The organism is Cryobacterium mannosilyticum (assembly GCF_004402705.1).
GTDB lineage: Bacteria > Actinomycetota > Actinomycetes > Actinomycetales > Microbacteriaceae > Cryobacterium > Cryobacterium mannosilyticum.
Genome location: NZ_SOFM01000011.1, coordinates 66,827 through 93,209, shown reverse-complemented (window position 1 = coordinate 93,209; position 26,383 = coordinate 66,827). Strand labels below are relative to the sequence as shown.

The window sequence follows — 26,383 nt, the reverse complement described above, 5'->3', positions numbered from 1 at the left end:
GTCGGCGCCCGCGGCGTCGGCGTCCGCGGCGTCGGCGTCCGCGGCGTCGGCGTCCTCTGCCGAGCCGAGCGGGGCATCCGGCGCCGTGCTCGTCGGCTACGGCACGAGTGAGAACACCCGGCCGGTCCGGCGGCCGTCCGCGGCGCGGTTCGGCGCCAGGGCCGGCCAGCCTGCTCCCGCGCCGGTTCCCTCGGCCACCGCAGCGGTGGTCGCTCCCGCGGCCGCCCCTGCAGCCGCCCCCGCGCCCGCCCCTGTAGTCACCCCGGAAGCCGGCCCTGCAGCCGGCCCGACCGGCCTCGGCCGCCCGTCACCGGTCGTCTCCCCGATCGTGAGACGGCTCGCCCGCGAGAACGGCTTCGACGCGAGCACCCTCCGCGGCAGCGGGCCGAACGACCTGGTCCTGCGTCGTGACGTCGAGGCCCGGATCCGCGCTGCCGAGGCACCGGTGCCCGCCGTGGCGGCAGCGCCCGCCCAGGCGGCAGCGCCGGCCGTGGCAGCACCACCGACGACCGGGGACACCCGCATTCCGATCACGGGGCTCCGCAAGGTCGTCGCCGAACGCCTGGCCCAGTCCCGGCGGGAGATCCCCGAGGCAACGATCTGGCTCGACGTGGACGCCACGGAGCTGTTCGCCGCCCGGGACCGGCTGCTCGCCGACACCGGGGAACGCTTCAGCGTGACCGCCCTGATCGCGCGTTTCGTCGTGGCCGGCCTGCGCCGCTACCCGCTCCTCAACGCATCCGTCGACACCGCCAGCCAGGAGATCCTCGTGCGCGGGGACATCAACCTCGGCATTGCCGCGCAGACTCCGCGGGGCCTGATGGTCCCGGTCGTGCAGGGCGCTCACGCCCTGACCACCCGTCAGCTGCGGGACGCCATCGCCGGGCTGGTCACACAGGCCGGCGACGGTGCGTTCTCCCCCGGAGCCCTGGCCGGGGGAACCTTCACCCTGAACAACTTCGGTTCCCTCGGGGTGGACGGGTCGGCGGCGATCATCAACCACCCGGAGGCCGCGATCCTCGGCATCGGCCGGATGATCGAACGCCCGTGGGTGGTCGACCACCAGCTCGCCGTGCGCACCGTCGTCGAGCTGTCCATGGTCTTCGACCACCGGGTCTGCGACGGGGACACGGCGGCGGGGTTCCTCACCTACGTCGCCCGGTGCATCGAATCCCCCGTCTCCCTGCTCGCCGACCTCTGAGCCCGCCGGCCCCGGCACCCGGCACCCGGCAGCCTGGGGCCGGAAGCCGGGAGCCGGCGCGGTCAAATTCGACGGACTTTTTCCGGTTTCAGGCCCGAAATGGCGTTCTCAGGCGGCCGTGGAGCAAAATCTCCGTCGAATCCGACGGGACCTCGGGCCCACGGCTCACACCCGGCGGACCGGAGCCGGCCGCCCCTAGTTCTTGCTGACCAGGGTGAGCACGTCGTAGCTGGCGACGACCTCATCGTTCTGGTTGTGCAGCACGGCGTCCCAGCAGACCTCGCCGTAGTCCTCCGTCTCCCGCGGCGTGATCCGCTTGGCGGTGAGGGTGACCTGGATGCTGTCGCCCGGGGAGACCGGGGTAAGGAACCGGAGTCGTTCCAGTCCGGAGTTCGCGAGCACGGGCCCGGGAGCCGCATCCACGAACAGCCCGGCCGCCCAGGAGACCAGCAGGTACCCGTGGGCGACGATCCCGGGGAAGAACGGGTTCGCCGCGGCCGCTTCCGCATCGGTGTGCGCGTAGAACTTGTCCCCCGTCGCCTCGGCGAACGCGGTGATGTCGGCGAGGGTCACGGTGCGCGGTCCCCCCTGCACCTGGTCGCCCACCCGGAGCACGGCCAGAGACTTGCGGAACGGGTGGATCCCGTGCCGCACCGCGGCACCGGTGTGCCACTGGCCGGTGATCGCGGTGAGCATGTCGGGCGAGCCCTGGATGGCGGTGCGCTGCATGTGGTGCAGCACCGAGCGGATGCCGCCCAGCTCCTCGCTGCCGCCGGCGCGGCCGGGGCCGCCGTGCACCAGGTGCGGCACGGGAGCTCCGTGGCCGGTGCTGCTGCGCGCGTCGACCCGGTCGAGCATCAGGACCCGCCCGTGGTGGGCGGCGATGCCGAGCACCAGGGCTCGGGCGACGTTCGGGTCGTGGGTCGCGACCGTGGCCACCAGCGAGCCGCCGCCGAGGGCGGCCAGGGCGACGGCGTGGTCCAGGCCGGTGTACTCGATGATCGACGCGACGGGACCGAACGCCTCGATCTCGTGCACGGCGGGGCTTTCGGCGTCGTCGAAGGCCAGGAGCAGCGGCCCCACGAAGGCGCCGTTGGGGTCGGTGCCGGCCGGGGCATCCGTCGACCCCATCACGATCCGGCCGCCGCCGCCCTGCAGTCGGGCGACGCTCGAGAGCACCTCCCGGCGCTGGTCGAGGCTGGCCAGGGGGCCCATGGTGACGCCATCGGCGCGCGGGTCGCCGATCCTGACCCGGCGCTCCACCCGCTCGGCCACGGCCGTGACGATCTCGTCGCGCCGCCCGGCCGGCACGATCAGCCGGCGGATGCTCGTGCACTTCTGGCCGGCCTTGCTGGTCATCTCGGTGACGGCGGATGCGACGTAGGCGTCGAACTCGGCCGTGCCCTTGGTGGCGTCAGGGCCCAGGATCGCCGCGTTAAGGGAGTCGGTCTCGCTGGTGAACCGCACGCCGCCCTCGACCACGTTCGGGTGCGCCTTGAGGCTGCGCGCGGTGCCGGCCGAGCCGGTGAAGGCGACGAGGTCGCGGTAGTCGAGGTGATCGATCAGGTCACGGGCGCTGCCGGAGACGAGTTGCAGGGTTCCGGCCGGCAGGATTCCGGAGGCGATGATGTGGCGAACGACCGCCTCGGTCAGGTAGCCGGTGGGAGAGGCGGGCTTGACGATCGAGGGTACCCCGGCGATGAACGCGGGGGCGAACTTCTCGAGCATCCCCCAGACCGGGAAGTTGAACGCGTTGATCTGGCAGGCCACCCCGGGGATGCGGGTGTAGATGTGCTGGCCGCTGAACGAGCCGTCCCGCGACAGCGCCTCGACGTCGCCGTCGACGTAGACCTGGCTGTTGGGCATCTCCCGCCGGCCCTTCGAGGACAGGGTGAACAGCACGCCGATGCCGCCGTCGATGTCGACCATCGAGTCGTACCGGGTCGCACCGGTGCGCGCGGAGAGCGTGTACAGCTCCTCCTTGACCCCGCTCAGGTACTGCGCGAGCTGCTTGAGCAGGATGGCGCGCTGGTGGAAGGTGAGCCGGCCGAGCGAGGCCTGGCCGACCGTGCGGGCGTGCTCGACCACGTCGGCGAGGTCGAGTCCCTCGCTGCTGACCGAGGCGACCTCCTCGCCGGTGCTCGCGTCGAGCACCAGCTGGGCCCGGGAACCGTCCGCCGGGGTCCACCAGGAGTCGAGGACGTAGCTGGGCACGATCGTGCCGGTGCTGAGGAGAGTCATGATGCGTCCTTCCAATCGAAGAATCCTTGGCCGCTCTTGCGTCCGAGGTCACCGCGGGCGACGAGGTCGCGCAGCAGCTGCGGCGGGGCGAACCTCTCACCGAGGGTGGAGTGCAGGTGCTCGGCGATGCCGAGGCGCACGTCGAGTCCGACCAGGTCGGTGGTGCGCAGCGGCCCGACCGGATGCTTGTAGCCGAGCACCATGGCCGCGTCGATGTCGGCGGGGCTGGCGACGCCTTCTTCGACCATCCGGATGGCCTCCAGCGCGATCGCGACGCCGAGCCGGGAGCTGGCGAATCCGGGTGAGTCGCGCACCAGGATCGGCGTCTTGCCGAGGGCGGAGACCCAGCCGGCGGCCAGGCCGACGAGCTCGGGACTGGTGGCCTCCCCCATGACGACCTCGATCAGGGTCGAGACCGGCACCGGGTTGAAGAAGTGCAGCCCGATGAACCGGTCCGGGCGTTCGAGCACCCCGCCGAGTTCGGTGATCGAGAGCGACGAGGTGTTCGAGGCCAGCCAGGCGTCGGGGGCCAGCTGCGCCTCCACGCTGCGGAGCGCCTCCGTCTTCAGCGCCACGACCTCCGGCACGGCCTCGACGACGAGGCCGGCGCCGGCGAACGCCGAGGCATCCGTCGCCACGCTCAGCCGGTCGGCGTAGCAGGACCGTTCGCCCTGGATCGCGCCGAGGCGGAGGGCGGTGTCGACGGCGCCGAGCACCCGCTCCCGTGCCGCGGCGGCCGCGTCGGCGTCCCGCTCGACGACGGTGACGTGCGCGCCGGCGACGAGGAAGGCGTGGGCGATGCCCGCGCCCATTCGTCCGCCGCCGAGCACGCCGACCTGGGTGGGCACGGTGGTGGGCACGGGCGCGGGCTGATGGTCCGTGCTGCCGGGGGCGAGCGTCATCGTTTCTTCCTTTCCAGGAATGCGGTCATTCGGGCGAATTTCTCTTCGGATTCGAAGAGGACGGCCTGGGCCTCGTTGTCGGCGCGCGGATGCCGGGCGCGCGGCACGTGGAAGACCTCCTTGGCGAGCTGGGTGGCGAGGGGGTCCTGGGCGGCGATCCGGTCCGCGAGGGCGTGCGCGGCGGCGAGCAGCCGTTCCGCCGGGTGCACCTCGGTGACCAGGCGCACGGCGAGCGCCTCCTCAGCGGTGAGGATGCGGCCGGCCAGGATGATCTCCTTGGCGACGGGTTCGCCGACGAGCTCGGCCAGTCGCCAGAGCGCCCCGGCGGCGGGGATGATGCCGAGGGAGGTCTCCGGGTTGCCGAGGCGAGCCGTTTCGGAGGCGATCCGGAAGTCGGCGGCGTAGGCCAGTTCGGCCCCGCCTCCCAGCGCCCAGCCGTCGATCGCGGCGATGACCGGCATCGGCAAGCGGGCGATCCGCTCGAACAGCTCCGAGTTGATGCCCTTGAGGGCGTCGTCGCGGCGGCGCTCCCTCAGCTGGGCGATGTCGGCGCCGGAGGCGAAGACCCCGGCTGCGCCGCACAGGATCAGGATCCTCGGCCCGCGTTCCAGTTCGCCGCAGAGCAGGTGCAGTTCGTCGACCATGGCCTGGTCGATCGCGTTGCGCACGTCGGGGCGGTTCAGCTGTACCTGCACCCGGTCGGGGCGGCGTTCGACGAGCAGGGTGCTGAATTCCCGGGGCATCTAGACACTCTCCACGATGAGGGCCGAACCCTGGCCGACGCCGACGCACATGGTGGCGAGGCCGCGCCGGGCGCCCTCGCGTTCCATCCGGCCGAGCAAGGTGACCAGGATGCGCGCCCCGGAGGAGCCGAGCGGGTGACCGAGGGCGATCGCGCCCCCGTTGCGGTTGACGATATCCGGGTCGAGGCCGAGGCGGCGGATGCACGCCAGAGACTGGGTGGCGAAGGCCTCGTTGAGTTCGACCGCGTCCAGGTCCTGGATGCCGAGGCCCAGCCTGCGCAGGAGCTTCTCGGTGGCGGGCACGGGGCCGAGGCCCATCGTCTCCGGCGCGACGCCGGCACTGGCGCCGCCCGCGACCCGGGCCCGGGGGGTCAGCCCGAGACGTTCGATGGCGGCTTCGCTGGCCACGACGATGGCGGAGGCCCCGTCGTTGAGCGAACTGGCGTTCCCGGCCGTGACGATTCCGCCCGGGCGGACGACCGAGCGCAGGCCGGCGAGCCGTTCGAGGGTGGTGTCCGCCCGGGGGCCCTCGTCGGCGTCGACCAGGCCGGCCCGGGTGGGCACCGGCACGATCTCGGGGGCGAAGGTGCCGCCCTGCCGGGCGTCGACGGCAAGCCGGTGAGAGCGCAGGGCGAAGGCGTCGGCATCCGCCCGGCTGATGCCGTCGATCGCGGCGACCTCCTCGGCCGTTTCCGACATGGAGAAGGTGGCCTTGTCGCGCTCGGTGAGGCGCGGGTTGGTGAAGCGCCAGCCGATCGACGTGTCGACGATCTCCCCCGGTTTGGCCCAGGCCTTCTCGGGTTTGGCGAGCACCCAGGGCGCCCTCGTCATCGATTCGACGCCGCCGGCGATGACCAGGTCGGCCTCGCCTGCCTTGATCATGCTGGCGGCCAGGTGCACCGCGGAGAGGCCGGAAGCGCAGAGCCGGTTGACCGTGATCCCGGGGATGCTGTCGGGCAGCCCCGCGAGGAGCACGGCCATCCGGGCGACGTTGCGGTTGTCCTCGCCGGCCTGGTTGGCCGCGCCCATGATCACTTCGTCGATCAGGAGCGGGTCGAGGCCGGAGCGGCTCACGACGGCGGACAGCACGAGGGCGGCCAGGTCATCGGGGCGAACGCCGGCAAGCGCCCCGCCGTATCGGCCGATGGGAGTTCGAACACCATCAACGAGGAATGCTTCGGGCATGGCTTCATCACCTTTGATCGCCGTATTACTTACTGACCGTTCGTTCCGTAAAGAATGACACAGAAACAGCGGATGCGGCAACCGACCCTCCGGTCGGGCAGGTCGGGCACAATGGAGTCGTGACTGCCCGACCGAAGGATGCGACCCATCCGTCCACGCCCGCGCTCGGGCTCCGCCGCGATCTCGCCCGGCCCGCCGACCACCCGCGCACCGACCGGGTCACCTACATCGAGTTGTTCTTCGACCTCGTCTTCGTGTTCGCCCTCACCCAGCTGTCCCGCTTCCTCTACGAGAACCAGTCCTGGGTCGGCGCGCTCGAATCCGCGACCCTGGTGCTGGCGCTTTGGTGGGTGTGGGTGCACACGACCTGGGTGACGAACGTGCTCGATCCGGCCCGGTTGCCGGTGCGCCTGGTGGTGATCGGGCTCTCGCTCGTGGGCCTGCTCCTGAGCGTGTCGATCGGGGAGTCGTTCGGCGACCGCGGCCTCACCTTCGCCCTCGCCTACGTGGCGCTGCAGCTGGGGCGCACGGTCTTCATGGCACTGGCGCTGGCGCGCCACGACCGGGTGCTCTACCGGAATTTCCTGCGCATCCTGGTCTGGCTCTCGGTCTCGGGCGTCTTCTGGATCATGGGGGCGCTGCTGCCGCTGGAATTCCGGCTCCCGCTGTGGATCGCCGGGCTCCTGGTCGAGTACGTCTCGGCGAGCATCGGTTTCCGGCTGCCGGGTCTCGGCCGGTCGGGTCTGGACGACTGGGACCTCTCCGGCCCGCACATCGCCGAGCGCAGCGCGCTGTTCGTGATCATCGCGCTGGGCGAATCCATCCTCGTCAGCGGTTTCGCGTTCGTCGACCAGGACGCGTCGCTTCCCGGGGTCCTCGGCCTGCTCCTCGCCTTCACCGGTGGCGTGATGATGTGGTGGCTGTACTTCGACCACGGTGAGCGGGCCGGGAGCCGCGCGATCGCCGCGTCGGCGGAGCCGGGCCGGATCGCACGCCTCGCCTACACCTACGTGCACGCGATCATCATCGCCGGCATCGTGCTGACCAGTGTTGCCGACAAGGAGATCCTGGCGCATCCGGACGAGCCGATGCGGCTGTCGACGGCCGTGGTGATCACCGGCGGGCCATTCGTCTATCTCATCGGGCTCCAGCTGTTCCGCTGGATCGTCGCCCGGCAGGTGCTGGCGTCACACCTGGCCGGGATCGCCCTCCTGGCGCTCGCGTTCGCCGCAGCCGGGCTGGTCTCACCGCTCGCCCTCGCCGGCCTGTGCACTGCCGTCCTGATGCTCGTCGCGGCCTGGGAGACCATCGTGCGGCTCCGGGCCGGCACGACCGATGCCGACGCCGGCTGACCTGCCCCGTCCTGTTCCCGGACCGTTCCCGCCGCGAGAGCGATGGAACGGAGCGGGGAACGGAGGGGCGGATCAGAAGAAGCCGTCGGGCGTGCCCGCCGCCTTCGTGACCTCGTCGGTGCCGACGCCCGCGGCGGCGAGCTTGGCCATCGCCACGCGCAGCCCTGATTCCATCTGCGCCGCCCAGACCTCGGTCTCCCGGCTGCCGGCGTCCGCGGCATCCGCCCGCGCGATCGCCTTCTCCTTCTCGGCGCGCTCGTTCTTGACCTGCTGGATGCTCAGGGTGATCCCGTAGTACGCGGCGACCATCGACGCGATCGGCGTCGCGAACACGGCGAGGGCGTTGATGCTCTCGCTGGACACCCCGACGAGGATCATCACGATGAAGGCCAGAGCGAGCGCGCCGATGCCGACGAGCACGACGAGGGCCGTGCGCTGGGCGGTGTTCGAGTGTGCGATGGTGTGCACGGCGGCGGCGGTCGGCGCGGCCGGAGCAGGGACCGATGCGGCGCCGTCGAAGGTGGGCATCACCGCGGTCCGGTCGTCCTGGTTCGTGGGCAGGTCAGTCATCTGTTGCTCCATCTTCAATGTGCGATCGGGTGGGGAGTTCAATCGAGGCGTCGTCCGGGGCTCCGTCGAGGAAGACCCGTTTGTAGGAGCGGCCGTCCGGCAGTTCCACGGTGCGGCTGGCCAGTTTGCCCCGGCTCACCTGCAGGTAGACGGCCTGCACCGTGACTCCCAGTGTCGCCGCCGCCTGCGCGACAGACAAACCGGGTAGCTCCGTCGGCACGCTGCTGGGCCGGGCGCCGCGCTTGCGGCCGGCGGCCAGCCGCGCCGCGATGTCCACGTCGGTGCCGCTCCAGCGCCACCGGGCCGCCGCCGGTTTCAACCCGGCGGCGTCGGCGATCTCGTCCCAGCCGGCGCCGGCGTGCAGGGCATCTCTCACCCCGGCCAGGGTGGCCGGGTCGGCCTCGAGTTCGTGGACCAGGCGACGGATGGCCCGCACCCGTTCAAGCGGCGGCGCAGCCTGGTCCTCGTTCAGTTCGGCCAATCGCACCAGGGCAGCCCGGGTGGACGGCGCCAGGAATGAGCTCATCGCGGTCATCGGTCCCGCTGGTGAAGCGGGGCCGCGCTTCCGGGCCGGTCGCAGAACACGACGACGGCGTGCCCGGCCAGGGTCAGCCCGCCCTCGTGCGTCGCGACGACGGCGTCTCCTGATGCGGCGAACGACGCGGCCGGCCGGCCGCCCGTCGTGGCGACCCGGCAGGGTTCCAAACCCAGGTTGACCACGATCTCCGTCTCGCCGCGGCGCAGGCTGAGCCGGCGCTCCCGCTCGTCCACCTCCACCTGGATCCGGTCGAAGCGGGGGTCCGTGAAGCCGGGAACGGCTCGGCGCAGAACCGCCAGGGCCTGGTAGTACGACAGCAGGCGGGCGTTGTCTGGTTCATCCGGCTCTGTCCAGTCGAGCCGGGACCGGGTGAACGTCTCCGGGTCCTGGGGGTCGGGCACCAGGGCAGGGTCCCAGCCCATCCGGGCGAACTCGCTGATCCGGCCCTTCCTGGTCGCCTCGCCGAGCTCTGGCTCCGGGTGCGAGGTGAAGAACTGCCACGGTGTGCGGGCACCCCACTCCTCCCCCATGAAGAGCATGGGCGTGAACGGGCCCAGCAGGGTCAGGGTCGCCGCGATGGCGAGCTGGCCTGCGTCCAGCTGGGCGCCGAGCCGGTCGCCGATGGCGCGGTTGCCGATCTGGTCGTGGTTCTGGCTGGCGACGACGAGGCGCCAGGCCGGCATCCGCTCGGTGTCGATCGGGCGGCCGTGGGTGCGTGCCCGGAAGCTGGAGAAGGTGCCGTCGTGGAAGAAACCGTGGGTGAGCACCTTCGCGAGGGCACCGAGCGGCTCGAAGTCGGCGTAGTAGCCCGTGGTCTCGCCGGTCAGGGCGACGTGCACCGCATGGTGGAAGTCGTCGCTCCACTGCCCGGTGAGCCCGTAACCGCCCGCCTCCCTGGTGGTGATCAGGCGCGGGTCGTTGAGGTCGGATTCGGCGACCAGGCTGAGCGGGCGGCCGACGTGCGCGCTGAGGGCATCGACCTCGATGGCCAGTTCCTCGAGCAGGTGGGTGGCCCGCTCGTCGTGCAGGGCGTGCACCGCGTCCAGGCGCAGGCCGTCGACATGGTAGTCGCCGAGCCACATCAGGGCGTTGTCGATGATGTAGCGGCGCACCTCGTCCGAGCCGGGGCCGTCCAGGTTGAGTGACGATCCCCAGGTGTTCCCGGCGGCGGCGCTGAGGTAGGGCCCGAACTTGCCCAGGTAGTTGCCGCTCGGCCCGAGGTGGTTGTAGACGACGTCCTGGATGACGCCGATGCCGGCCCGGTGGCAGGCGTCGACGAAGCGGCGGTAGGCGGCCGGGCCGCCGTAGCCCTCGTGCACCGCGTACCAGAGCACGCCGTCGTAGCCCCAGTTGTGGGCGCCGTTGAACGCGTTCACGGGGAGCAGCTCGACGAAGTCCACGCCGATCGACGCGAGGTGGGCCAGCTTCCCGGCCGCGGCGTCGAGCGTGCCCTCCGGGGTGAATGTGCCCAGGTGCAGCTCGTAGATGGTGCTTCCGGCCAGCTGGCGGCCGGTCCAGGCCTGGTCGGTCCAGGCCCCGCCGTGATCCACGGTCCGGGACAGGCCGTGCACCCCGTTCGGCTGGTGCCGCGAGCGAGGGTCGGGGAACGGGCCCTCGCCGTCGACCCGGAAGCCGTAGTCGAGCGGGCCGGAGGCTCCAGGCCGTGGGGCCCGCCACCAGCCGTCGCCGGCCCGGGTCATCGGCAGTGTGGCGCCGGCGAGCACCAGCTCCACCGTGGCCGCGGCCGGAGCCCAGATCTCGAAGGACTCACTGTCCTCCAGCGGCGCCCTGTCCTCGAAGGGTTCACCGGGCATGTCGGCCGCCTTTCGTCGCTTCGCGCCGGTCGGCGGCGTCCTCGGTCACGAGCAGCGCCACCGGGTAGCGCGTCAGCAGGTCGGCCAGCCTGATCGACCCGCCGTCGAAACGGATGCCGGTGAGAAGGTCGACGACCGGGCGGCCGGCGAGCACGATGGTCGTGTCCTCCCACCCGCCCGCGTCGGCCAGGCCGAGCGGGAGCCGGGTCGCGACGGTGACGGCCTCGCCGCGGTCGAATGCGATCACATGCCCGGCCCGTGCCCCGAAGGCCGGGACCGGCGCGTAGCGGAAGAACCGGCCCGGCTCGTCGCGGCGCAGTCGCAGGGCACGGCTGGTGACCAGCAGTTTGGCCGCACCGCTCTCGTCGACCTCCGGCAGCCATCCGTCGTCGATCCGGGCCAGGTAGTCGCGCCGGAGCGCGTAGTCGACGGGGCGGCGGTTGTCGGGGTCGACCAGGGAGGTCTCCCACAGTTCGCTGCCCTGGTACACGTCGGGCACGCCGGTGGTGGTGAGCTGCACGAGCTTCGCGGCGAGGGAGTTGCTCCAGCCTGCGTGCCGCACCCGGTCGACGAACCCGGTGATCGTGCCGGCGACGGACTCGTTCCCGGTCGTCGCGGCGGCGAGGTCACGCAGCGCCGTTTCGAAGGCATCGTTCCGGTCGGTCCAGGTGGTCGCGGTTCCGGCCTCCCGCGCGGCCTTCTCCGCGTAGGCGCCGAGACGTTCAGGGCTGGCCGGCCAGGCGCCGATCACGGCCTGCCAGAGCAGGTTCTCGAACGGGGCGTCGCCGAGCGGCGCCGCCTCGCGGAGCGAGTCCAGGGTTGTCGCCCATTCGGCGGGGACCTCGGCGAGCACGGTGATCCTGGCCCGCACGTCTTCGCCGCGTTTGGTGTCGTGGGTGGCGAGCGTGGTCATCGAGCCGGGCATGGTGGCCTGCCGCAGTTGCTGGCGGCGGTGGAATTCGGCCGGGTCGATCGTGAATTCCGACGGGTCGGCGCCGACCTCGTTGAGCGAGGTCAGCCGGCTGTACCGGTAGTAGGCGGTGTCTTCGACGCCCTTGGCCATCACCATTCCGGAGGTCTGCTGGAACCTGACGGCGGCGGGATGCCCCGGGTCGCCGAGCACGGGCAGCAGCAGGTCGATCGTCGACGCCAGCTCGGGGCGGCGGGCAACGGCCGACCGTGCGGCGGCCTGCAGCCGGTCGATGCCGACCGGGAGGTAGGAGCGGTAGACCGGGAAGCAGGCGAGCAGTTCGGCGATCGCGTCGGCCAGGTCGGAGATCTCCGGCACCAGTCTGGCCAGTCGCAGCACCTCGGCGCGCAGGGTCCGGTCGGCGATGGTGCGCTTGTCGGCTTGCACCAGCTCCTCCCAGGCGAGCGCATCGGCGTCCTCGAGGCGTCCCGCTTCCCGCTGCAGGCGCGTCTCGAGGGCGTCGAGTTCATCTTCCCCGGCCGGGTCGACGAGGACGCGGTCGAAGTCGCCCAGCGCGTCGTAGCCAGTGGTGCCGCTGGTGGCCCAGTTCGCCGGCAGCTGTTCGTCACCCTCGAGGATCTTCTCGACGAGCACGTAGATACCCCCGGTGGCCGCGCGCAGCCGGTCGAGGTAGCCGCCCGGATCGGCCAGGCCGTCGGGGTGGTCGACCCGCAGGCCGTGCACGAGCCCGTCCCGCACCCAGCGCACGATCTCCCGGTGCGATTCCTCGAACACCCAGGGCACTTCGACCCGGATCCCGGCCAGGCTGTTGACGGCGAAGAAACGCCGGTAGTTCAGGTCGGTGTCGGCGCGGCGCCAGCTGACGAGTTCGTAATGCTGGCGGGAGTGCACGGTGCGCGCATCCGCCTCGTCCTCGGCGCTGCCGGGCGCGAGCGGGAACCGGTTGTCGAAGTAGTGCAGCTCGTCACCGACGACCTCGAGCCGGTCGAGCTCGTCGGCACCCTCGCCGAGAACGGGGAGCAGGATGCGGCCGGCTCCGGCCTCCCAGTCCACGTCGAATGCTTCGGCGAAGCGCGAGCCCCGGCCGCCCGCGAGCAGGTCCCACCACCACGCGTTGTGCCGCGGTGTGGCGACCCCGACGTGGTTGGGAACGATGTCGACGAGGATTCCGCGCCCCGCGCCTGACGCCGCGGTCGCGAGGCGGAGAAGGGCCTCCGGCCCGCCGCGCACCGGGTCGACCGTGGAGTGGTCGACGACGTCGTAGCCGTGGTCGGAGTCGTCCTCGGCCGTGAGCAGCGGAGAGAGGTAGAGCCAGTCCGCGCCGAGGGCCGTGACATAGTCGAGGATGCCGGCGGCGGCATCCAGGTCGAAGTCGGCCGTGATCTGGAGACGGTAGGTCGAGAGCGGGATCCTCACGCGGTTTCCTCCGGCTTGGTGCGGGGTTTCCGCACTCTCTTCACCGGCTTCGCGGCAGGCTCGGCCGGTGCGGCATCCGGCGCGGCGGCATCCGGCACGGCGGCTTCCGCAGGGACGCCCGCCGGGATCGGCGAACCGGCCAGGGCGGCGAGCGAGGCGGCGACCGAATGGTCGGGGGCGGTTTCCGGCGGCTGGTAGGCGCGCAGCACCACGAGCGACCGGGACGACACGGTCTGCACCGCACCGGCGGCGTGCGGCACGGCGTCGGCGCCCTCCCCCGCGGTGTCGACCACGATCTCCCAGGCCGGCGCGTATTCCGCGGGCGGCAGCGTGAAGTCCACGTCGTCGGGGTCGGCGTTGAAGATGAGGAGGAAGTTGACGTCGGTGACGTTCTCGCCGCGGGAGTTCCGCTCCCGGATTCCGAGTCCGTTCAGGAACATGCCCACGGTCCGGGCCCGGTTCTCGTCCCAGTCCTGCGACTGCATCTCCTGGCCGTCGCTGTTCAGCCAGACGATGTCGGGAAGGGAACCGCCCTCGGCGCGCTTGCCGGGGTGGCCGTCGAAGAACCGGCTCCGCCGGAAGGTGGGATGATCCTTCCGGAGCCGCGACACGGCCGCCGTGAACTCGATCAGCGGGTGGTCGGCGTCGTCCCAGTGGATCCAGCTCAGCTCGGAGTCCTGCGCGTAGGTGTTGTTGTTGCCCTGCTGGGTGCGGCCCAGTTCATCCCCGTGCAGGATCATCGGCACGCCCTGGGAGAGGAGCATGGTCGCGAGGAAGTTGCGGTGCTGCCTGGCCCGCAGGGAGCGGATCCCGGGGTCGTCGGTCGGCCCTTCCGCACCCATGTTCCAGGACCGGTTGTGGGACTCTCCGTCGTTGTTGTCTTCGCCGTTGGCGTCGTTGTGCTTCTCGTTGTAGGAGACGAGGTCGGACAGGGTGAACCCGTCGTGTGCGGTGACGAAGTTGATCGACGCCACCGGCCGGCGGCCGGAGTGCTCGTAGAGGTCCGCCGAGCCGGTGATCCGCGAGGCGAACTCACCCAGCGTCGACGGCTCGCCGCGCCAGAAGTCGCGAACGGTGTCGCGGTACTGCCCGTTCCATTCCGTCCACTGGGCCGGGAAGTTGCCGACCTGGTAGCCGCCGGGGCCGACGTCCCACGGTTCGGCGATGAGCTTGACCTGGGACACGATCGGATCCTGCTGCACGAGCTCGAAGAAGGTGGACAGCTTGTCGACGTCGTAGAGGTCGCGGGCCAGCGCCGAGGCCAGGTCGAACCGGAAGCCGTCGACGTGCATCTCGATCACCCAGTACCGCAACGAGTCCATGATGAGCTGCAGGGAGTGCGGATGCCGCACGTTGAGCGTGTTGCCGGTGCCCGTGTAGTCCATGTAATAGCGCTTGTCGTCGTCCATCAGCCGGTAGTAGGCCTGGTTGTCGATGCCCTTGAAGGAAATGGTCGGGCCGAGGTGGTTGCCCTCCGCGGTGTGGTTGTAGACCACGTCGAGGATGACCTCGATGCCGGCGTCGTGCAGGCTGCGCACCATCCCCTTGAACTCCTGCACCTGCTGGCCGCGGTCGCCGGTCGACGAGTACGCGTTGTGCGGGGAGAAGAAGCCGATGGTGTTGTAGCCCCAGTAGTTGTTCAGCCCCTTTTCCTCGAGGGTGCCGTCGTTGACGAACTGGTGCACCGGCATCAGCTCGATGGCGGTGACGCCGAGCTTCTGCAGGTGGTCGATGACCGACGGATGCGCGACGCCCGCGTAGGTGCCGCGCTGGGACTCCGGCACGAGCTCCTGCAACTTGGTGAGCCCCTTGACGTGGGCCTCGTAGATCAGCGATTCGCTGTACGGCGTGCGCAGCGGGCGGTCGCCGACCCAGTCGAAGAACGGGTTGACGACGACGCCCAGCATCATGTGCGATGCGGAGTCGTCGTCGTTGCGCGAATCGGGGTCGCCGAAGTCATAGGAGAACAGCGACGGGTCCCAGTCGATGGTGCCGCAGGTGGCCTTCGCGTACGGGTCGAGCAGCAGCTTGTTCGGGTTGGCGCGCTGGCCGTTCTCCGGGTCGTAGTCGCCGTGCACCCGATAGCCGTAGCGCTGGCCGGGTTGCACGAGCGGGAGGTAGCAGTGCCAGATGAACGCGCTGGACTCGATGACGTCGATGCGTGTTTCGCCGCCGTCATCATCGAACAGGCAGAGTTCCACCTTGGTGGCGGCCTCGCTGAAGAGGGCGAAGTTCGTTCCGCTCCCGTCATAAGTGGCGCCGAGCGGGTAAGCAGTTCCAGGCCAGGTTTCCAAGGGACTCCTCAGGGTTTTTCGGATCGATACAGGTGCCCGGCGGCGGCCGCAGAGCACATCAGTACGCTACCGTCTCCGGGAGTCCGCCACATCCTGCGGAGCCGCGGCGACGCCGAATCAGGCCAGTTGCTCCCGCACAAGCGGGGCCACCCGGGTGCCGTAGAGCTCGATGCTGGTCATCAGTTTCTCGTGGGCGAGCGTGCCGAGGCTGTACTTCAGGTCGAACCGCGACAGGCCGAGACCCTTCGCGACGGCGGCGATCTTGGTGGCGACGGTCTCGGGCGAGCCGACGAAGAGGGCGCCGTCAGGGCCGGCATCGTGCTCGAACCGCTCCCGGCTGACCGGCCCCCAGCCTCGTTCGCGTCCGATCCGCTCCTGCATGGCCGCGTAGTGCGGCCACATCTCCTCTCTAGCCTGGGCATCCGTCGCCGCGACGTATCCCGGGGAGTGCTCGCCGATCGGCTGGGTCGGCTTCTCGAACTGGGCGAGGGCGCGGTGGTACAGGGCGACGAGGGGCTCGAACGCGAGCGGCGAGCCACCGATGACGGCCAGCATGAGCGGCAGGCCGTAGTGCGCGGCGCGCACGACCGACTGCGGGCTGCCACCCACCCCGATCCAGGTGCGGAGCGACCCGGTCTCGGTGGGCGGGTAGACACTCTGGTTGTTCAGCGCGCCCCGCGTTTCCCCGGACCAGGTCACCGGCTTCTCCTTGAGCAGCTCGGTGAAGAGGTTGAGCTTCTCCTCGAACAAAAGCTCGTACTGATCGAGTTCAAGGCCGAAGAGCGGGAACGACTCGGTGAACGAGCCGCGGCCGAGGATGACTTCAGCGCGCCCGTTCGATACGGCGTCGAGGGTCGAGAAGCGCTGGAAGACTCGCACGGGGTCGTCGGAGCTGAGCACGGTGACGGCGGAGCCGAGCCGGATGCCGCGGGTCTGGCCCGCGATCGCGGCGAGCACGACCTCGGGTGCCGACACGGCGAAGTCCCTGCGGTGGTGTTCGCCGATGCCGAAGAAGTCCAGCCCGACCTGGTCGGCCAGGACCGCCTCGGCGACCACGTTCCGCAGCACCTGCGGTTGGGGAAGCAGCTCCCCCGCCGCGTCGAAGGTCACGTCTCCGAAGGTGTCCAGTCCCAATTCGATCTTCTGCGCCATCGTCGTCTTCCCTCAGTCAATTTGCATGCAAATGCATTCAACGGGGAAACCGCGCCGGGGCCGGTCTTATTCCGGAGCCTCAGGTCCCGACCTTCGTGGTTTCAGGCGAGCTTCACCCGGTTCGATTGGGTCGCCGCCGACCAGGGCTTCCGCCCGGCCGCCCTGAGGGTCTAGCTTCGTCATCAGAGGCAACGGGTCCGCCGGTCGGCCATGACGAAAGGCACCTGCGACAAGACCGAGAGGAGTGCGGGTGTGACCGTCCCGGACCAGGGCTTGTTCGAACCTGCACGCGTCGCTGAGCACTATCGCCGGTACCTCCAGCCGTACCTGTTCGACCCATGGGCCAGGCGCCTGGTGGAGTTCGCGGGCCCCCGCCCCGGCCAGATCGTGCTCGATGTGGCAGCCGGCACCGGTGCCGTGGCGCGTGCCGCGGCAGCCGCCGTCGGCGCCGGCGGGCGAGTGATCGCCAGCGACATCAGCCCGGCGATGTTGTCGGCGCTGACGGCGGCCGTGGCGGCCGAGCCCGATTCGGGCGCGGCACGGATCGAGACCCTCGTCTGTCCGGCCACGGAGATCGACCTGCCCGACGCATCCGTTGACATCGTCTTCTGCCATCAGGGCCTCCCCTTCATGCCGGATCGGGTCGCTGTCGCTCGGGAGATGCGACGTGTTCTCCGGCCGGGCGGCACGGTTGCCGTTGCGGTCTGGGCCCTCGGTGAACGGCTGGAACCGTTCGACAGCTACGCGGAATTCGTTCGGCGGAACCTGCCCGACTCACCATTCGCGCGGGCGATGGCCGGCGGCACGCTCTCGATGACCCCGGACGGTGTGGCCGCAGCTTTGGCGGGCGGCGGATTCGAGCAGGTCATCGCGACACGGGAACGCCTCACGGTTCGCTGGCCGACGCCCGGAGACGAAGCCCGTGGGATTGCCGGAACCCCGTTCGGCCCGGAGATCGCCTCATTGGGCCCGGATGCCGCGGCGGCGTTGCTGGCGGACCTGGCCGGCGCCCTGGCCGGTGCCGATGGGGCGACGGTGCCACACCCGATGACGGCCGTCTTCGGTTGCGGAACGGCAGCCCGGTAGCGTTCCCGGGGCCGTCGTGCCGAGGAACAGCTGTCAGGCCTGATCCGTCAGGCTGATCACGACGCTGCCGGTCTTCTGACCCGTCTCCACATACCGGTAGGCGTCGACAATGCGGTCCAACGGATACGTTCGGTCGACGACCGCCGTGAATGTCCCGCTCTCGATCAGTCCCCTGATGAACACGATCATCGCCTGGTCGTGGGTGGGGATGGGGAACATCACCCTCGTGCCGGAATGCAGCGAACCGACCAGGGCGAGGAACGGGTTCTCGGCGCGGCGGCCCAACTCCGTGGAGATGTAGATCCCGCCGGGCTTCAGGAGCGGCCTGCACCGGCCGAAGGAACTCTTGCCGACCGCGTCGAGGACGACATCGTAGGCCTGGCTGTCTGCGGTGAAGTCCTCCAGTTGGTAGTCGACGACCCGGTCCGCACCCAGTCCCCTCACCAGTTCCACGTTCGCCGTGCCGCAGACAGCGGTCACGACGGCGCCGAGGCCCTTGACCAGTTGAACCGCCGCCGATCCGATCGCGCCGCTCGCACCGTAGACGAGCACGTCCTGGCCCGCCGTGATCTTCGCCGCCCTGACCTGCGCCAGGGCGTAATGCGCGCCCTCCGTGCTCGAGGCGGCCTCCGCGAACGTCGAATGCGCCGGCATGGTCGCGATCGATCCGGTGGCGGGAAGCGACAGGTAGTCGGCGTGGGCCCCGAACGGGCCCTCGATGTACCCGAAGACCCTGTCGCCGACCTCGAACGATCTGACGCCGGCGCCGACCTCGTCGACCACACCCGCGAACTCGTTGCCGAGAACGGTCGCGCGCGGGCCGGTCAACCCGGTGAACAGCCTCATGAAGAACGGCTTGGCGGCCCGGCAGGCGCAGTCCGTGCGATTGACCGTGGTCGCGTGGACCCTGACGAGCACCTGCCCGGCCCGGACGGCCGGCCGTCCCACCTCTTCGACCCGGACCACGTCCGGCGGACCGTACCGTGTGTACACCGCTGCCCTCATGACTGGACTCTAGCGAATCGACCCCTGGCCCGGACGGAATGCCCGTTCCGTAAAAGTGCGTCCGGCATCGCCTGACCTGCGCGGGAGCAACACCTCGGCCCTCGATCACGCCATAATCGAGCCATGCAGCCTGATGCCTCCGCACCGACGCCGAAGGAGCTCGCCGCGGCGCGGGCCGACCTCGACCGGTGGGTGCACTACTCAGACCATCCCGGCTTCATCGCGAAAGCGGGCGGGCAGGACGCGTTCGACGCGGAACATGAGCGCCGGCGCCGTCATGTCACCGAGTTGCATTCCCGTCAGCGGTCGGAGTTCCGTCACCGCTGAGCGGGCGTGTCCGCCCTGAAGCCTCGAGCGAACAGCACGATGGCCCCGACCAACGCCATCAGCCAGCCGACGGGGTACGGCAACACCAGGATGCTCCACCACATCGACACCCCGCTTGTGCCGCCGACGCCGCCAAGGGCACTCAACGCGAACATGGCAGCGACACCGAAAAGATCAGGATGAAGACCCAGAGCGCGTAGCGGACCACCCGCCGGTCCGGTGTGCCGAGGAACACCCCCAGCGCCACCAGGCCGCTGCCGGGAAGAATCAGCAGCGACCCCTCCAGCGGGTCGATGGCTCCGATCAGCATGGCGGCGCCGCCGACAGAGATGAGAATCCGCGACCAGAGCGCCTTCGATGTCATGTCGTCCTCCCTGGGGCAGACGGGCGGGGCGGATGCCGGGACGGCCTTCTGCGACCACTGTTTCACCTGTCACCGGGCATGATAGACCTCGTCACGGCTCCCTTGACGGGGAGTTCGGCCGCGGGTAGCGTCTGGGCTCAGAGGGCACGGATACCCGGCGGACATCTCGTCACGACCGCCCGGCCGGAGTTCGGGAAGCCCGCGGGACGGAGGGCTGGGATGCGCTCGCTGCTCCTCATCGCCCTCGGCATTGCCCTCGCCACGCTCCCGGGATGCGCTGCGCAAGCCGAGGTGGCGCCTCCATCGGACTCCTCCACGCCGAGCGCGGAGCCATCGACGCCGACGGAACGCATTGTGCTTCGCCCGGTCACCGCAGCCGGCCGGCCGGCGGGCGGGTTCTCCGTCACCAGCGACACGTCCGTGACGATCGACTGCGGTTCGCCGTCCACGGCCCGCCCGTCGCCGGTCGCCGTCGACGACGACATCCTGGTCTGCTCACCGTCGAGCGCCTATGCCGTCGCCTGCTGGAACGGAGCCGCCCCGGCCACCGCGATCTGTTTCCGGGACCCGTGGAGCCCTGACCTGGTCGAAATGACGCTCAGCGACAGTTTCCCGGCGGCGCCGGCCCTCGCCACGGCCCAGCCACTCGGCCTGGTGCTCAGCGACGGTGACCGCTGCCTGATCCGCAGCGGCGGCGTCTGGAACGACCTGGCCGCGCACCCCGGCTGGTTCGGGACATACTCGTGCGCCGTGAACGGAGCCGTCTGGGCGGCGGAGGGCGACGGCATCGATCGGTCGTCACCTCGCTGGACCGTTGAGGTGGCCCCGATCTCGGGCTCCGGGACGCTCGGAACCCGCGGTGTCGTCACCGCGTTCCTCGTGGGAACGCGTTCCGGCTGACCATGCGGTCTCCCCCGCCCGGCCGAGGGGATTGCCGATGCCGGGCCAGGTCAGAGCCGGCCGCGCGACGCGGTGGCGGCATCCGCGGCCAATGCCGTCTCGAGGCCGTCGAGGATCACGCGCACACCGAACCGGAACTCGTTCGCGTAGGCGTAGCCCGGCTGGAGGATGTGCGCCACGGCCATCTCGGACAGGTGCGGGAATTCCGCCATCAGGTCCTGCCGGCCCATGATCTCCTCGGTCGCGGCGCCGATGTCGCCGGACTCGTCGAGCGGGAGTGACGCCTCCTGCAAGGCGAACCCGTGCACGTAGCTGTCGAGAAGCGACATCGCGTGCGCGGCCAGACCGATGCTGAAACCAGCGTTCCGGAGACAGCCGATCACGGCATTGTGGTGGTTCAGCGTCGCCCGGGTGGTGCGCGAGTCCATCAGGCTGATGGCCCACGGATGCCGTCCGAGCACCGCGCGCGCAGACTCGGCACCGTCCCGCAGTGCCGCCTTCCAGTTCGCACCGTCGGCCGGAAGGGCCATCTCGGCGACGACGACCTCGACCATGCCGTCGAGGATGTCGTCCTTGCCCGTGACATGGTAATAGAGCGACATCGCCTCGATCCCGAGCTCACGGGCGAGCTTGCGCATGCTGAGAGAATCCAGCCCGTCCCGGTCGGCGAGCGCGACCGCCGCCCGCACGGCGCTCTCCCGGGTCACCGGCGCCCGCGTCGACTCGTTGGGTGCCGTGGTCGCCATCTCATGCCTCCGTCTTGGTGCCGGGCGACCCGTGCCCGCGGTCGGCCGGTTGAGCCCTGGACACACCTTACATCGTATGGTACATTCGCACCAATCACCTTACGCCGTATGGTGCAGGTGTCACCGAGACCCCAGGAGGGCACAATGACCAGGACAACCCATTCCAGCAGAGCGACCGTCGGCGAAGAGGCCTCGCCGGAGCCGGTCGCACCGGACCAGACGATGGAGGCCATCGTGCAGCGCCGCTACGGGTCACCGGCGGTCCTGGGCCTGGAGCGCGTCGACAGGCCGAGGATCGGCGACGACGACCTGCTCATCCGGGTCCGCGCGGCCGCTGTCAACCACGCCGACTGGGTGCTGACGACCGGCCGTCCCCTGATCGGCCGGCTGGCATTCGGGCTGCGGCGGCCGAAAGAACGCGTCCGAGGCATGGATGTCGCGGGGCTGGTCGAGGCCGTCGGCGCGGGCGTGACCGGGTTCCGCCCCGGTGACGAGGTGTACGCCCAGGTCCCGGCGGGAGGCTTCGCCGAGTTCACCCGCGCACCGGCAGCCCTGGTGTCGCCGATGCCGGCGAACCTCTCGTTCGAGCAGGCCGCCACCGTGCCGCTTGCGGCGAACACCGCCCTGCAGGGACTCCGCGACGCGGGCGGCCTGCGGGCCGGGCAGCGGGTCCTGGTCAACGGCGCCTCGGGAGGTGTCGGCAGCTTCGCGGTGCAGATTGCCAGGGCCCTCGGGGCCGAGGTCACCGGTGTCTGCAGCGCGCGGAACGTCGACCTGGTGCGATCGATCGGCGCCGACGAGGTGATCGACTACACCCGGCACGATTTCACGGCGAACGGCCGGCGCTACGACCTCATCCTCGACCTCATCGGCAACCATCCCGTGCGCTCCTGCATCGGCTCCCTCACGCCCGCGGGCACGCTTGTGCTCTCCAGCGGCACCGGCGGCCGGGTACTGGGGCCGCTCGGCCGCGTGGTCGGGGCGCTCGTGCTGTCCCGCTTCGTCAGCCAGAGCGTGCGCACATTCGTGGGCACCCCGAGCCGGGAGAACCTCGACCTCCTGCGCACCCTCATCGAATCCGGGAAGGTCACGCCGGTCGTCGACCGGAGCTACCCGCTCCGCGACGTGCCCGAGGCGATCCGCCACTTCGCCGAGGTCCATGCCCGGGGGAAGATCGCCGTCACGCTGTGACTCACGGCTCCCCGGCATCCGACCAGGACCCCTGACAACCCGACAACCACGAGAAGGAGCACGACCATGGAAACAAACCCCGAGAAGCCGATGTCCGGTCGAACGGTCCTGATCACCGGGGGCACGGCCGGCATCGGCAGGGCAACCGCCCTCGGCCTGGCCAGGCTGGGGGCGCATGTCGCCATCACCGGGCGGGACCGCGGCCGAGCCGAGGACGCGGCCCGGGAGATCCGCGGGGCCGCGGGCGGCAGGGTGACGGCGTTCGTCGCGGACCTCTCCTCCCAGGCCGAGGTGCGCCGGCTGGCCGACGAGGCTCTCCTGGCCCTTCCCCGGATCGACGTGCTGGTCAACAACGTCGGTGGCTACTGGAACACCCGCCACCTCACCGCCGACGGGCTCGAGCGCACCTTCGCCCTCAATCACCTGGCGCCGTTCCTGCTCACCAACCTCCTTCTCGACCGGCTCAGACGGAGCGGCCCGGCACGGGTGGTGACCGTCTCCTCCAACGCGCAGGCGATGGGCCGGATCCGCTTCGACGATCTGCAGGGCGCCCGGGACTACTCCGGGGCGCGGGCGTACAACCAGTCGAAACTCGCCAACCTCCTGTTCACCTACGAACTGGCCAGGCGGCTGCCGGACGGGCTCGTCACCGCCAACGCACTGCACCCCGGCGTCGTGAACACGTCGTTCGGCGGCGAAGACCCGGCCCGCGCCCAGCGGCTGCTGGTCCCGCTCCTGCGGCCGTTCATGAAAACCCCGGCCGCCGGTGCCGCGGTATCGATCCGTGTGGCCTCCGCTCCCGGTCTCGCGCGGTCGACCGGGCAGTTCTTCGCCGGCCGCGGGGCCCGCCGATCCTCTCGGCGCAGCTACGACGAGGCCACGGCCTCCCGGCTCTGGCAGGAAAGCGCGCACCTCGTCCAACTCGGCGTCGACTGATCGACGGGCCCCGCGGCCGGCGGAGCAGCCGCGACTCGCCCGTGGCACCGCGATCGCCCAATGTGGTCTGACAACATTTTCGAAGGCTGCCCGCCCGCGGTCGACTGGAAAACATTGGGCACTAAGTATCCGACCCAACCACTACATGCAGTTGCACGGCGCGGGCCGACCACTACATATGGTGCTCGGGCGTATGGTGGTGATTCAACGGCCCCCATCATCCGGATGTCGGCCACAATCCAAGGAACGCCTCGAATGACACCACAAACCATTTCTCCCTTAGGCATCATCAAGCGCACCGGCGCAACCGCACCGTTCGATGCCCAGCGCATCCGTGCCGCCATCAACAGCGCCGGAACCGCGTCGGGAGAAATGTCGGATGACGACGCCGACCTCGTCACGAACACCGTCGTCGTGGCGCTCGCAGACCTGGGCCGGGCCTACCCGACCGTCGAACAGGTGCAGGACCTCGTCGAACAGACCCTGCTCGCCAAGAATTATGCCGCCACCGCCCGGGCCTACATCGCCTACCGGGACCAGCACGCACGCGAACGCGACGTCACCCGCACCACGGTCGACGTGAGCACGTCGATCAACGAGTACCTCGACCGCTCCGACTGGCGGGTCAACGCCAACGCGAACCAGGGGTACTCCCTCGGCGGCCTCATCCTGAACACGGCCGGCAAAGTCGTCGCCAATTACTGGCTCTCCAACGTCTATTCCCCTGAGATCGGCAAGGCCCACCGCGAGGGCGAACTGCACATCCACGACCTCGACATGCTCGCCGGCTACTGTGCCGGCTGGTCGCTGCGCGTGCTGCTCGAAGAAGGACTCAACGGAGTGCCGGACAAGGTCGAATCGACTCCCCCGAAGCACTTCTCCTCCGCGATCGGCCAGATCGTCAACTTCCTCGGCACCATGCAGAACGAATGGGCCGGAGCCCAGGCGTTCAGCTCCTTCGACACCTACATGGCGCCGTTCGTACGGATCGACAAGCTCAGCTACGCCGAGGTCCGCCAGGGCATCCAGGAGCTCATCTACAACCTCAACGTGCCCTCCCGCTGGGGCACCCAGACCCCGTTCACCAACCTCACCTTCGACTGGGTCTGCCCCGAGGACCTGCGCGAACAGGTGCCCGTGATCGGCGGCGTCGAACAGTCCTTCGCCTACGGCGAGCTCGCCGAGGAGATGGCCGTGATCAACCGCGCCTACATCGACGTGATGACGGCCGGGGATGCCAGCGGCCGGGTGTTCACGTTCCCGATCCCCACCTACAACATCACCGAGGACTTCGACTGGGAATCCGAGAACGCCGACCGGTTGTTCGAGATGACCGCGAAGTACGGCACCCCCTACTTCCAGAACTTCATCAACTCCGAGCTCAAGCCGAACCAGATCCGGTCGATGTGCTGCCGCCTGCAACTGGACATGCGCGAGCTGCTCAAACGCGGCAACGGGCTGTTCGGCTCCGCGGAGCAGACCGGCTCGCTCGGCGTCGTCACCATCAACTGCGCACGCCTCGGCTTCGTGCACCGCGGCGACGAGGCCGGGCTGCTGGCCGACCTCGACCGCCTGCTCGACCTGGCCCGGGACTCCCTCGAACTCAAGCGAACGGTGATCGACCAGCTCATCGTCGACGGGCTCTTCCCGTACACGAAGCGTTACCTCGGCGCGGGCCTGCGCAATCACTTCTCCACCATCGGCGTCAACGGCATCAACGAGATGATCCGCAACCTCACCGACGACGCGCACGACATCACCAGCGAGGAGGGCCACGGGGTCGCCGTGCGCCTGCTCGACCACGTGCGCACCCGCATGATCGAGTTCCAGGAGGCCACCGGCAACATGTACAACCTGGAGGCCACCCCGGCCGAGGGCACGACCTACCGGTTCGCCAAGGAGGACAAGAAACGCTTCCCGTCGATCCTGCAGGCCGGCACCGTCGCGAACCCGTTCTACACGAACTCCTCGCAGCTGCCGGTCGGCTTCACCGACGACCCGTTCGATGCCCTCGACCGTCAGGACGAGCTGCAGACCAAGTACACCGGCGGCACCGTTCTGCACCTGTACATGTCGGAGAAGCTCTCCACTGCCGCGGCCTGCCGCGAGCTGGTCAAGCGCAGTCTGTCGACGCACCGGCTGCCGTACATCACGGTCACGCCGACGTTCTCGATCTGCCCTGACCACGGCTACCTGGCCGGCGAGCACCCGACCTGCACGACCTGCGGAGGTCCGTGCGAGGTCTGGACCCGGGTGATGGGGTACTTCCGCCCGGTCAGTTCGTTCAACATCGGCAAGAAGGGCGAGCACGCCGAGCGCACCCACTTCGTCGAAGCCGCGATGGCCCGATGAGCACGCCGGCGTGCGCGGACGACCTGCAGATTGCGGGGCTGGTCAGCCTGTCCACCTGTGACTGGCCGGGCAAGCTCGTGGCAACGGTGTTCCTCCAGGGTTGTCCCCTGGCCTGCACCTACTGTCACAACCCTGAACTGCTCGACCCGCGCACGCCGGGAACGCTCGCCTGGCAGCAGGTGCGCGAGCTCCTCGCCAAACGTCACGGCCTGCTCGACGGCGTCGTCTTCTCCGGTGGGGAGCCGACCCGTCAGGCCGGCCTGGCCGCGGCGATGCGTGAAGTGAAGGAGCTCGGTTTCGGAGTCGGGATGCACACCGCCGGTCCCTACCCGAAACGGTTCGCCGAGGTGCTTCCGCTCTGCGACTGGGTCGGCCTCGACATCAAGGCGCCCGAGCGGCTCTACGGCGCAGTCACCGGGGTGCAGTCCGCGGCGGCCAAGGCCTTCGCCTGCCTCCGGGTCGCGTTGGATTCCCCGGTGGACCTGCAGGTGCGCACCACGGTGGACCCGATGATCATGTCGGACGAGGACGTGGCCGGGCTCACCGGCATCCTCAGCGCCCTGGGCGTGGACGAGCACGTCATCCAGACGGTGCGTTCAGAGGGCGCTCGACCGGAATACGCAGAGCGCCTGGCCGCCCACTTCGCGTGATCGGCCGGTCCGGCCGGGCGCCAGGTCAGTCCGCTGCGTCCAGGTAGAGCCAGCGGCGATCCACCCGCACAAAGCGGCTCACCTCATGCTGTCGGCTGCGGATGCCGTCGGCGCGGCACTGCGCCGTGAATTCCACCACCCCGTCGGTGTCGAACGGTCCCCCGCGCTCGGTCCGTTCGATGTCGAGGCGCGTCCAGATGAGGGTGGCGTCCAGTTCGAATTCGTCGGGCCGGGTGCTCGGATGCCAGGTCGAGAGCAGGTAGCCGACGTCGCCGACCGCGAAGGCGCTGTACCGGGAGCGCATCAGCCGTTCGGCGGTGGGAGCGACCGAGAGGCCGTCGTGGAGCGGCCCGCAGCAGCCGAGGTAGGAGTCGCCGCTCTGGCACGGGCAGGGCCCTGGTCGGAGGGCTGTCGGTTCAGGGGTCGGCACAGCCCCATTATCGGCCACGACCCGGCGGTGGTCCAAACGGATGCCGCGGCATCCGTG

At 70.1% G+C, this 26,383-nt stretch carries 24 protein-coding genes; 9 read left to right on the top strand and 15 right to left on the bottom strand.

All coding sequences use genetic code 11. The annotated features are described in order from the left end of the window. Positions 1 to 1,201: dihydrolipoamide acetyltransferase family protein (locus tag E3O32_RS05530; protein WP_134507525.1), on the top strand; the 1,201-nt coding region annotated here is incomplete at its 5' end. Positions 1,202 to 1,396: 195 nt separating this feature from the next. Here the strand turns inward: E3O32_RS05530 and paaZ are convergent. From paaZ to E3O32_RS05510, 4 genes are read right to left on the bottom strand one after another with little or no spacing between them, the layout of a single operon-like run. Further along, entirely contained in the window at positions 1,397 to 3,442 is a 2,046-nt protein-coding gene (paaZ, locus tag E3O32_RS05525; RefSeq protein ID WP_134507524.1) for a phenylacetic acid degradation bifunctional protein PaaZ, read from the bottom strand. Then, positions 3,439 to 4,344, bottom strand: coding sequence for a 3-hydroxyacyl-CoA dehydrogenase family protein (locus E3O32_RS05520; protein WP_134507523.1), 906 nt, complete (start codon positions 4,342 to 4,344; stop codon positions 3,439 to 3,441). Before E3O32_RS05520 ends, paaZ begins: the two co-directional genes overlap by 4 nt. Then, a complete protein-coding gene (locus E3O32_RS05515) occupies positions 4,341 to 5,087 on the bottom strand; it encodes an enoyl-CoA hydratase/isomerase family protein (protein ID WP_134507522.1) in 747 nt (248 codons plus the stop codon). The genes E3O32_RS05520 and E3O32_RS05515 overlap by 4 nt, the downstream gene beginning before the upstream one ends. Next, the gene (locus E3O32_RS05510; RefSeq protein ID WP_134507521.1) at positions 5,088 to 6,272 is read right to left on the bottom strand and encodes a thiolase family protein; all 1,185 of its coding nucleotides are present in this window, start codon (positions 6,270 to 6,272) and stop codon (positions 5,088 to 5,090) included. Positions 6,273 to 6,391: 119 nt separating this feature from the next. Here E3O32_RS05510 and E3O32_RS05505 point away from each other — a divergent pair, with 119 nt between their 5' ends. After that, positions 6,392 to 7,624, top strand: coding sequence for a low temperature requirement protein A (locus E3O32_RS05505; RefSeq protein ID WP_134507520.1), 1,233 nt, complete (start codon positions 6,392 to 6,394; stop codon positions 7,622 to 7,624). Between the two features lie 72 nt (positions 7,625 to 7,696). Here E3O32_RS05505 and E3O32_RS05500 read toward each other — a convergent pair whose 3' ends face one another. The 6 genes from E3O32_RS05500 to E3O32_RS05475 form a co-directional block, all read right to left on the bottom strand. Next, on the bottom strand, positions 7,697 to 8,194 hold the full coding sequence (locus E3O32_RS05500; protein ID WP_134507519.1) for a hypothetical protein: 498 nt from the start codon (positions 8,192 to 8,194) through the stop codon (positions 7,697 to 7,699). After that, positions 8,187 to 8,720 (bottom strand): hypothetical protein, encoded by a 534-nt coding sequence (locus E3O32_RS05495; protein ID WP_134507518.1) that lies wholly within the window; start codon positions 8,718 to 8,720, stop codon positions 8,187 to 8,189. The genes E3O32_RS05500 and E3O32_RS05495 overlap by 8 nt, the downstream gene beginning before the upstream one ends. 5 nt (positions 8,721 to 8,725) lie before the next feature. Further along, entirely contained in the window at positions 8,726 to 10,546 is a 1,821-nt protein-coding gene (treZ, locus tag E3O32_RS05490) for a malto-oligosyltrehalose trehalohydrolase (RefSeq protein ID WP_134507517.1), read from the bottom strand. Further along, the gene (gene treY, locus E3O32_RS05485) at positions 10,536 to 12,893 is read right to left on the bottom strand and encodes a malto-oligosyltrehalose synthase (RefSeq protein WP_134507516.1); all 2,358 of its coding nucleotides are present in this window, start codon (positions 12,891 to 12,893) and stop codon (positions 10,536 to 10,538) included. The genes treZ and treY overlap by 11 nt, the downstream gene beginning before the upstream one ends. Beyond that, a complete protein-coding gene (glgX, locus tag E3O32_RS05480; protein ID WP_134507515.1) occupies positions 12,890 to 15,187 on the bottom strand; it encodes a glycogen debranching protein GlgX in 2,298 nt (765 codons plus the stop codon). Before glgX ends, treY begins: the two co-directional genes overlap by 4 nt. A gap of 117 nt (positions 15,188 to 15,304) precedes the next feature. Then, entirely contained in the window at positions 15,305 to 16,339 is a 1,035-nt protein-coding gene (locus E3O32_RS05475) for an LLM class flavin-dependent oxidoreductase (protein WP_134507514.1), read from the bottom strand. A 252-nt stretch (positions 16,340 to 16,591) separates the two neighbouring features. On the opposite strand from E3O32_RS05475, the gene E3O32_RS05470 reads away from it, so the two are divergent. Then, positions 16,592 to 17,425, top strand: coding sequence for a class I SAM-dependent methyltransferase (locus tag E3O32_RS05470; RefSeq protein WP_166790786.1), 834 nt, complete (start codon positions 16,592 to 16,594; stop codon positions 17,423 to 17,425). Between the two features lie 33 nt (positions 17,426 to 17,458). Here E3O32_RS05470 and E3O32_RS05465 read toward each other — a convergent pair whose 3' ends face one another. Continuing rightward, positions 17,459 to 18,430 carry an NAD(P)-dependent alcohol dehydrogenase gene (locus E3O32_RS05465; protein ID WP_174776487.1) on the bottom strand — a complete coding sequence of 324 codons (972 nt, stop codon included), beginning with the start codon at positions 18,428 to 18,430 and terminating at the stop codon, positions 17,459 to 17,461. Between the two features lie 123 nt (positions 18,431 to 18,553). Between E3O32_RS05465 and E3O32_RS05460 the strand changes: the two genes are divergently transcribed. Then, positions 18,554 to 18,757: a hypothetical protein gene (locus E3O32_RS05460; protein WP_134507512.1), complete on the top strand. Its 204-nt coding sequence runs from the start codon at positions 18,554 to 18,556 to the stop codon at positions 18,755 to 18,757. On the opposite strand, the gene E3O32_RS17200 is transcribed toward E3O32_RS05460, so the two are convergent. Then, the gene (locus E3O32_RS17200) at positions 18,748 to 18,903 is read right to left on the bottom strand and encodes a hypothetical protein (RefSeq protein WP_166790785.1); all 156 of its coding nucleotides are present in this window, start codon (positions 18,901 to 18,903) and stop codon (positions 18,748 to 18,750) included. The two genes, E3O32_RS05460 and E3O32_RS17200, sit on opposite strands and share 10 nt — an antisense overlap. After that, on the bottom strand, positions 18,900 to 19,121 hold the full coding sequence (locus E3O32_RS05455; protein ID WP_134507511.1) for a hypothetical protein: 222 nt from the start codon (positions 19,119 to 19,121) through the stop codon (positions 18,900 to 18,902). Before E3O32_RS05455 ends, E3O32_RS17200 begins: the two co-directional genes overlap by 4 nt. A 219-nt stretch (positions 19,122 to 19,340) precedes the next feature. On the opposite strand from E3O32_RS05455, the gene E3O32_RS05450 reads away from it, so the two are divergent. Continuing rightward, entirely contained in the window at positions 19,341 to 20,021 is a 681-nt protein-coding gene (locus E3O32_RS05450; RefSeq protein ID WP_134507510.1) for a hypothetical protein, read from the top strand. A gap of 50 nt (positions 20,022 to 20,071) precedes the next feature. Here E3O32_RS05450 and E3O32_RS05445 read toward each other — a convergent pair whose 3' ends face one another. Further along, entirely contained in the window at positions 20,072 to 20,767 is a 696-nt protein-coding gene (locus E3O32_RS05445) for a TetR/AcrR family transcriptional regulator C-terminal domain-containing protein (RefSeq protein ID WP_134507509.1), read from the bottom strand. A gap of 144 nt (positions 20,768 to 20,911) precedes the next feature. Between E3O32_RS05445 and E3O32_RS05440 the strand changes: the two genes are divergently transcribed. The 4 genes from E3O32_RS05440 (at position 20,912) to E3O32_RS05425 (ending at position 25,896) form a co-directional block, all read left to right on the top strand. Beyond that, entirely contained in the window at positions 20,912 to 21,958 is a 1,047-nt protein-coding gene (locus tag E3O32_RS05440; protein WP_241974592.1) for an NAD(P)-dependent alcohol dehydrogenase, read from the top strand. Between the two features lie 66 nt (positions 21,959 to 22,024). After that, positions 22,025 to 22,894 (top strand): SDR family oxidoreductase, encoded by an 870-nt coding sequence (locus E3O32_RS05435; protein ID WP_241974587.1) that lies wholly within the window; start codon positions 22,025 to 22,027, stop codon positions 22,892 to 22,894. A 255-nt stretch (positions 22,895 to 23,149) separates the two neighbouring features. After that, entirely contained in the window at positions 23,150 to 25,246 is a 2,097-nt protein-coding gene (locus E3O32_RS05430; protein WP_134507508.1) for a ribonucleoside triphosphate reductase, read from the top strand. Further along, a complete protein-coding gene (locus tag E3O32_RS05425; protein ID WP_134507507.1) occupies positions 25,243 to 25,896 on the top strand; it encodes an anaerobic ribonucleoside-triphosphate reductase activating protein in 654 nt (217 codons plus the stop codon). Before E3O32_RS05430 ends, E3O32_RS05425 begins: the two co-directional genes overlap by 4 nt. 25 nt (positions 25,897 to 25,921) lie before the next feature. On the opposite strand, the gene E3O32_RS05420 is transcribed toward E3O32_RS05425, so the two are convergent. After that, positions 25,922 to 26,326, bottom strand: a complete 405-nt coding sequence (locus E3O32_RS05420) for a YchJ family protein (RefSeq protein ID WP_134507506.1) — start codon at positions 26,324 to 26,326, stop codon at positions 25,922 to 25,924. Positions 26,327 to 26,383: the final 57 nt, after the last annotated feature.